The following is a 7,242-nucleotide window of genomic DNA, read 5'->3' on the forward strand; positions in this document are numbered from 1 at the left end:
CGCTGACCACTTCAACTCCCGGCGCAGTGCTTCGATCCTGGCCACCACGGCGGCCTCGGTGGTGGTGGGAGATTCCCAGGGGGTGCTGGGTCGATCGGCCAGCCCGGGCTCTGCTTGGTCCAGGAAGCGGGTCACCCATTTCTTCACCGTGTCCCAACTGACGCGGAACTCACGGGCCACGTGGGCGATCGGGGCCCCGTCGATCAGATGACGATCCACCATCTGAGCACGCCCGGTCGGGGTCAGCGCAGAGTTGGGGTGCACAGCGGTAGCCTGGGCCATGAACGGGCTCCTTCTTCAGGTTCACAGGTTGGTGGTTTCGCAATTCCCATCCTGCGACCAGGAGCCCGTTCGCTATCTCACCGACCCGCCCCCTCCGAGAACCTCATGACCCACAACAGATGACTACGACACTGGACGTTGTGAGTCCGAAGAAGCACCAGAACGATGACCGCTCCGCGGAGGCCGCTGCGGCGGCCGAGCTGGTCCGACTGGCCAAGGAGCAGGGCCTTGCCCTGACCGGGCCGGATGGGCTGTTGAAACTGTTCACGAAGAACGTGCTCGAGACCGCGTTGAACGAGGAGCTGACCGAGCACCTCGGCCATGAGAAGAACCGTGCCGATCCCGGCCGCGGATCTGGGAACATCCGCAACGGCACGAGACCGAAGACGGTGCTGACCGAAGCGACTGGTCAGGTCACGATCGAGGTCCCGCGGGACCGGGACGGGTCGTTCGAGCCGCAGATCGTGAAGAAGCGGCAACGCCGGCTGAACGGAGTCGAGGAGATCGTGTTGTCGCTGTATGCGAACGGATTGACCACGGGTGAGATCAGCGCTCACTTCGCGCAGATCTACGGCGCCTCGGTCAGCAAGGAGACGATCTCGAGGATCACCGACAAGGTCATCGAGGAGATGAACGACTGGTCCGCGAGGCCTCTGGACGAGGTGTACGCGGCGATCTTCATCGACGCGATCGTGGTGAAGATCCGTGACGGGCAGGTCGCGAACCGGCCCATCTACGCAGCGATCGGGGTGAGCCTGGCCGGGGAGAAGGATGTCCTCGGGCTGTGGGTCGGGACCGGCGCTGAGGGGGCGAAGTTTTGGATGAGCGTCCTCACGGACATCAAGAACCGCGGCGTCACGGACACGTTCTTCCTCGTCTGCGACGGACTCAAGGGACTGCCCGAGGTTGTGGCCAACGTTTGCCCGCGGACGACGGTGCAGACGTGCATCCTGCACCTGATTCGCAACACGTTCAAGCTCGCCTCGAAGAAAGACTGGGACGCGCTCAAACGCGACGTGAAGCCGATCTATACCGCCCCGAGCCCGAACGCCGCGCGGGCAGCGCTGGAGGACCTCGACGAGAAGTGGGGGAAGCGCTATGGCGCGATCACCCGGCTGTGGGAATCGGCGTGGGAGGAGTTCATCCCATTCCTGGACTACGACCTTGAGATCCGGAAGGTGATCTGCTCTACGAACGCCATCGAATCGCTCAACGCCCGCTACCGGCGCGCAGTACGGGCGCGGGGACATTTCCCGACCGAGCAGGCGGCGCTGAAGTGCCTGTATCCTGTCACCCGTAGCCTCGACCCGACCGGTCGGGGCCGCACTCGATGGACGATGCGGTGGAAGCCCGCCCTCAACGCATTCGCCATCACCTTCGCCGACCGCTGGCCGGCCGCGGAGACCTACTAAATGAAAATCGCCGGAAACACCGTTACTGAGATAGTCCCGTTCGATTCCGATCGCGGAGGATGCCTGGACCGGCCGCAACACCGGCGAAACACGCACGTGCGATGGTGGACTCGCATCTGCCACAGCACGAAGAATGAGGTTCGAGTGAATGTCACGCCGTCGGAGACGGAGAAGCTGCTGCTCGCGGTCGCGGGAATGATTGCGCGGGATCGGCGAGAGCGTGGGGTGCTGCTGAATTACCCCGAAACGGTTGCGCTGCTGTCGATGTGGGTCATTGAGCGTGCCCGCGAGGGCGCCGACGTTGAGTCGCTCATGGCCGACGGCCGCACGGTGCTCTCGCGGGATGAGGTCATGCCGGGTGTGGCCGAGATGCTTGCGGACGTGCAGGTCGAGGCCACCTTCCCCGACGGGCGCAAGCTCGTCACGATCCACCACCCGATCGCGTAGGAGACGTCATGACAGGGAACGACTCTGAGGGGCCGGGGGCGGTGCGCGTGCGTCCGGGGACGATCGAGTTGAACGCGGACCGCTCCTCGGGCGAGCGCATCTCGCTGGTTATCGTGAACACGGGAGACCGTCCGGTGCAGATCGGCTCGCATATTCATCTGCCCGACGTGAACCCGGCGCTCGACTTCGACCGTGCCGCGGCCGCGGGTTTCCGCCTCGACATCCCGTCCGGCACGTCCGCGCGGTTCGAGCCGGGCGCGTCGCGCGAGCTCGGCGCGGTCGCTCTGCGGGGCCGGTGCGCCGTGCCCGGCATCCGTCTGAACGGGGAGGCGACCTGATGGTGCTCATCGACCGCCGGCGGTACGCCGCCCTTTACGGACCCACCGTCGGCGACCAGGTGCGCCTGGGCGACACCGACCTGTGGATCGAGATCGAGCAAGACCTCACCGTCGGCGGCGAGGAGGCGGTGTTCGGTGGCGGCAAGTCCATCCGCGAGTCGATGGCGCAGGGCACCACCACCCGCGCTGAAGGCGCACTCGACTCAGTGATCACGAACGCGATCGTGCTGGACTGGTGGGGCATCGTCCGCGCCGACGTCGGCATCCGCGACGGACGGATCGTGGCGCTCGGACGGTCCGGCAACGCGGACATCGCCGACGGCGTGCATCCGGATCTCTCGATCGGCCCGTCGACCGATGTCATCTCGGGGGAGGGCCGCATCCTCACCGCCGGGGGCTTCGACTCCCACGTCCACCTGCTGTCGCCGTCGCAGCTGCACGAAGCGCTCGCGACGGGCATCACCACCGTGGCGGGCGGCGGCACCGGCCCCTCCGAGGGTAGTAAGGCGACCACTGTGACACCCGGTGCGTGGCACCTCGCGGCGATGCACCGCGCCCTCGACGCAATTCCGGTCAACGTGCTGCTGCTCGGCAAGGGCAACACTGTGTCCGCCGAAGGTCTGCGTGAGCAGGCGATGGCGGGGGCTGCCGGCTACAAGGTGCACGAAGACTGGGGCTCCACACCCGCCGCGATCGACGCGTCGCTGCGCGCCGCCGACGACTACGGCCTGCAGGTCGCGCTGCACTCCGACTCGCTCAATGAGGTCGGCTTCGTCGACTCGACCGTGCGCGCGATCGCGGGACGGTCCATCCACGCCTTCCACGTAGAAGGCGCGGGCGGCGGACACGCCCCCGACATCCTGACGACCGCCGCTCTGCCGCACGTGCTCCCCGGATCGACGAACCCCACCCTCCCGCACACCGTGAACACCGTCGCCGAGCACATCGACATGCTCATGGTGTGCCACCATCTCAACCCCTCGGTTCCCGAGGACCTTGCCTTCGCGGAGTCCCGCATCCGTGCGACGACGATCGCCGCCGAGGACGTGCTGCACGACATGGGCGCGATCTCGATGACGTCGTCAGATGCGCAGGCAATGGGCCGCATCGGCGAGGTGGTCACCCGCACGTGGCAGGTCGCGCACGTCATGAAGCACCGGCTCGGTGACCTGGGGGAGACCCTTCCGGCCGACAACGAGCGCGCGCGCCGGTACGTCGCGAAGTACACGATCAATCCGGCGATCGCGCACGGCGTCGACGCGCACATCGGGTCGATCGAGGTCGGCAAGCTCGCCGACCTGGTCCTGTGGGAGCCGAAGCTGTTCGGCGTGCGCCCCGCGGTCGTTCTCAAGGGCGGCGCCATCGCGTGGGCTGCGCTGGGCGATCCCAACGCGTCGATCCCCACCCCGCAGCCGGTACTCATGCGGCCCGCGTTCGGCGACGCGCTCGGTGCGCGGCTGTCGTACTCTTTCGTATCGCCGCACGCGCTGGCCGACGGGCTGGAGGCGCGCCTGGGTCTCTCGCGGGAGCTGCTGTCGCTGGCGCCGACCCGCGACGTGGGGAAGGCGCAGATGCGCAACAACGACGCGATGCCGGTCATCGACATCCGGCCCGACACCTTTCAGATCTCCATCGACGGCGTGCCGGTCACGCCTGCGCCCGCCGCCGAGCTACCGCTGGCGCAGCTGTACAACCTGTTCTGAGCCGCCCGTGACGCTCCGCCTGCCCGACTCCGGCACCCTCGCACTCCTGCTCGCGGACTCGCGGCTGCCCTCCGGCGGCCACGTCACCTCCAACGGGCTGGAGTCGGCCCTGCGTGCCGGGATGCCGCCGGCCTGTGCGCGCGAGTACATGCTGACCCGCATGGAAACGATGGTGCCGGTCGAAGCGGGAACCGCGGTCGTGGCCAGGCACGCTCTCGCCGCCGGTGGCGACGCCGACTCGGGCGCTGCGCTGGCCGCCGTCGACTCCGAGTGGGCGGCTCGAACGCCGAGCGCGGCGCAGCGGGACATCGCGCGCGCGCTCGGGGCCGGCCTCGCGCGGCTCGCGCGGACGCTGTGGCCGCGGTCGCCGATCGCACGGATCGGCGCGCCGCTCAGCAGGGCGACGGTGATAGGCGCGATCGCCGCGACGACCGGCATGCGCGCCGGCGACCTGGTGCGGGTCGTGGCCTACGACGATGCACAGGCCGTCGCCGCGGCACTGCTCAAGCTCGAGCCGCTCGACCCCGCGATCCCCGTCGGCTGGGTGCTCGACGCATGCGCCCACCTCGAACCCCGCGTCGACGCACTCGCCGCACTGACCCGTCCGCACGCGATCCCCGCGTCGGGCGCCCCCCAGATCGAGATGTGGGCCGAGGCCCACCCGACACTTCCCAGGAGGCTCTTCCGTGCCTGAGACCATCCGCTCCCTCCGCCTCGGCGTCGCCGGACCCGTCGGCACCGGCAAGTCGTCGCTCATCGCGACGATCTGCCGTGCGCTGGCAGACGACCTACGCATCGGCGTCATCACCAATGACATCTACACCGACGAGGACGCCCGCTTTCTGCGGTCGGCGGGCGTGCTCGACCCGGAGCGCATCCGCGCGGTCGAGACCGGCGCGTGCCCGCACACCGCGATCCGCGACGACATCACGGCCAACCTGCTCGCCGTCGAAGACCTCGAGCGCGACTTCGCACCGCTGGACCTCGTGCTCGTCGAGTCAGGCGGTGACAATCTCACCGCCACGTTCTCACCCGCGCTCATCGACGCGCAGCTGTTCGTGCTCGACGTCGCCGGCGGCGGCGATGTCGCACGCAAGGGCGGTCCCGGCATCGCCCGCGCCGACCTTCTCATCGTCAACAAGACCGACCTCGCGCCGTACGTCGGCGTCGACGTGCCCCAAATGGTCGCGGACGCCGTCGAGGCCCGGGACGGTGCGCCCGTGCTCGCTCTGTCGCGAACGGATGCCGCATCCGTCGCCGAACTGCGCACGTGGCTGCTCGACATGCTGGCCCATCACCGGGCCGGTACGCACGTGCCGCAGGACCCGGGTCCGATGGCTCCGCACTTCCACGCGGATGAAGACGGCGGGTACGTGCACAGCCACGACCACGACCAGGATCACGAACACACGCACGCGGGCACGCCCGCGACGGCTTGAGCGTCGTGCACATCGCGGTCGAAACCCGGAACGGCCGCGCGCACGTCGACCTGCGCGCCGGCCTGCTCGTGCCGCGGCTCGTGACAGCGGGCGAGGATTTGGCATCCGTTGCCGTCATCGCCGGCGGCGCACTGCTCCTCGACGGCGACCACGTCGAGGTACGCGTGCGCGTGGCATCGGGCTGCCTGCTCGAGATCGAAGACATCGGCGGCACCGTCGCGTACGGCAGCACTGGCACGCCGTCTTCCTGGACGGTCGACATCGACGTGGCCGAAGGCGGATGCCTCATCTGGCACACGCTGCCGTTCGTCGTCGCCGACGCCGCCGATGTCACCCGCACCACCACGATCCGTCTCGGCCGCGGCGCCGTCGCCCTGGTGCGCGAGACGCTCGTGCTCGGCCGTACCGGTGAGCGCGGCGGCCGGCTGCGAGCCTGCACCGACGTCACCGGCACGGGCGGGCCACTATTGCGCGAGGAGCTGGTGCTGGACGGCGCCGCGCGCCGCATCGGCGTCCTCGGCGACGCCCGCGTCCTCGACTCGGCGATGAGTTTCGGTCGGCGCAGGAACGCAGCATCCGGTGCACTGCAGCTCGACAGGCCCGGCACGATCGTGCGCGCACTCGGTGCTCACACCCATGCCGCGACCGTCGAGGAGGCCTGGCACGGGTGGGCCGCGGACGACCTCGGCAGGCCTCGTGGCGACGCGCTTAGATCCCCCGGTCCGGACGGCCCCAACCGGGATCGACCCGGTATGGCGGCAAGGTCACAGCGAGGAGGTGGACCGGCGACGCGCGCTTCCTAGTTGTAGGAGGCCATGACGTTATTGAGGGTGCGGGGTGCGCGTGAGGCTGGGGGCTGGTGGCCGCAGGCGGTATGGGGTCGATGATAGTTGTAGTGGTTGATCCAGATCTGCAGGGCCTGACGGCGTTGGTGTTCTGAGTCGTAGGGCCGGGCGTAGAGCACCTCGTCGACCATGAGCCGGTTGTAGCGTTCGACTTTGCCGTTATGCCGGGGCGTGTACGGGCGGATCCGCCGGTGCCGGCTGCCACAGCCGGTGATCGCGGTGGTGAAGTCCTTGGCCCGGTAGTTGTTCCCGTTATCGGTGATCACCTTCTCGATTCGAATCCCGTGAGCGGCAAAGAAGGCCCTGGCCCGGTACCAGAACCCGATCGTGGTGGTGGCTCGTTCATCCTCCAACGCCTCGGTATAGGCCAGACGGGTGTGCCCATCCACGGCTGAGTGCAGATAGGTGTACCCCACCCGGGCGCCCGCCCCGCGTTTGGTCCTCCTCGCGTGGTGGCTGCCTCGCCCGTGGGCTCTCCACCCTCCACCGTCAGGGATTCTGCCGATCTTCTTCACATCGATGTGGACCATGTGCCCCGGGCGCTTGGCCACGATCCGCCCCGGGGCCGCCGTAGCGTCTTGGTCTGGGTCTTGGTCTTCTCCGCGGAGGGTGTCTCCGGTTGGGGTGAGGTAGCGCAGGCGGCTGATCCCTAGCCGGTGCAGCCACCGGCCTACCGTGCGGGCACTGATCTGAACCGGGTCGTGGACTTGCCCGGTGGCCAGCGCATGGTGCTCGGGCAGGGGGTCTACGCCGCCGGTGGACAGGTGGTGATGGAT

General features: G+C 68.6%; 9 protein-coding genes. 7 read left to right on the forward strand and 2 right to left on the reverse strand.

Annotation, left to right across the window (positions count from 1 at the left end):
• On the reverse strand, positions 1 to 282 hold a 282-nt coding region (locus BM355_RS13810), incomplete at its 3' end, for a helix-turn-helix domain-containing protein (RefSeq protein ID WP_143109463.1).
• Between the two features lie 119 nt (positions 283 to 401).
• On the opposite strand from BM355_RS13810, the gene BM355_RS13815 reads away from it, so the two are divergent.
• The 7 genes from BM355_RS13815 (at position 402) to BM355_RS13845 (ending at position 6,424) form a co-directional block, all read left to right on the forward strand.
• Positions 402 to 1,694, forward strand: a complete 1,293-nt coding sequence (locus BM355_RS13815; RefSeq protein ID WP_091699712.1) for an IS256 family transposase — start codon at positions 402 to 404, stop codon at positions 1,692 to 1,694.
• 195 nt (positions 1,695 to 1,889) lie between these two features.
• A complete protein-coding gene (locus BM355_RS13820; protein WP_425435643.1) occupies positions 1,890 to 2,141 on the forward strand; it encodes an urease subunit gamma in 252 nt (83 codons plus the stop codon).
• An 8-nt stretch (positions 2,142 to 2,149) separates the two neighbouring features.
• Complete coding sequence (ureB, locus tag BM355_RS13825) at positions 2,150 to 2,479, forward strand: urease subunit beta (RefSeq protein WP_091699717.1); 330 nt, start codon at positions 2,150 to 2,152, stop codon at positions 2,477 to 2,479.
• Positions 2,479 to 4,182, forward strand: a complete 1,704-nt coding sequence (locus BM355_RS13830; protein ID WP_091699720.1) for an urease subunit alpha — start codon at positions 2,479 to 2,481, stop codon at positions 4,180 to 4,182. Before ureB ends, BM355_RS13830 begins: the two co-directional genes overlap by 1 nt.
• Positions 4,183 to 4,189: 7 nt before the next feature.
• Positions 4,190 to 4,876, forward strand: coding sequence for an urease accessory protein UreF (locus BM355_RS13835; protein WP_091699722.1), 687 nt, complete (start codon positions 4,190 to 4,192; stop codon positions 4,874 to 4,876).
• Entirely contained in the window at positions 4,869 to 5,621 is a 753-nt protein-coding gene (gene ureG / locus BM355_RS13840) for an urease accessory protein UreG (RefSeq protein ID WP_091699725.1), read from the forward strand. Before BM355_RS13835 ends, ureG begins: the two co-directional genes overlap by 8 nt.
• A 5-nt stretch (positions 5,622 to 5,626) precedes the next feature.
• Positions 5,627 to 6,424 carry an urease accessory protein UreD gene (locus BM355_RS13845; RefSeq protein WP_245760838.1) on the forward strand — a complete coding sequence of 266 codons (798 nt, stop codon included), beginning with the start codon at positions 5,627 to 5,629 and terminating at the stop codon, positions 6,422 to 6,424.
• On the opposite strand, the gene BM355_RS13850 is transcribed toward BM355_RS13845, so the two are convergent.
• The coding region (locus tag BM355_RS13850) for an integrase core domain-containing protein (RefSeq protein ID WP_425435642.1) at positions 6,421 to 7,242 on the reverse strand (822 nt) is incomplete at its 5' end. The genes BM355_RS13845 and BM355_RS13850 overlap by 4 nt on opposite strands.

It is taken from the genome of Micrococcus terreus (assembly GCF_900116905.1).
In the GTDB taxonomy this organism is placed as follows: Bacteria; Actinomycetota; Actinomycetes; order Actinomycetales; family Micrococcaceae; genus Citricoccus; species Citricoccus terreus.

Excerpts from the sequence above, each read along its gene's own strand:
- BM355_RS13815 (WP_091699712.1), top strand. The coding sequence starts at position 402 with ATGACTACGACACTGGACGTTGTGAGTCCGAAGAAGCACCAGAACGAT.
- BM355_RS13820 (WP_425435643.1), top strand. The coding sequence starts at position 1,890 with ATGATTGCGCGGGATCGGCGAGAGCGTGGGGTGCTGCTGAATTACCCC.
- ureB (WP_091699717.1), top strand. The coding sequence starts at position 2,150 with ATGACAGGGAACGACTCTGAGGGGCCGGGGGCGGTGCGCGTGCGTCCG.
- BM355_RS13830 (WP_091699720.1), top strand. The coding sequence starts at position 2,479 with ATGGTGCTCATCGACCGCCGGCGGTACGCCGCCCTTTACGGACCCACC.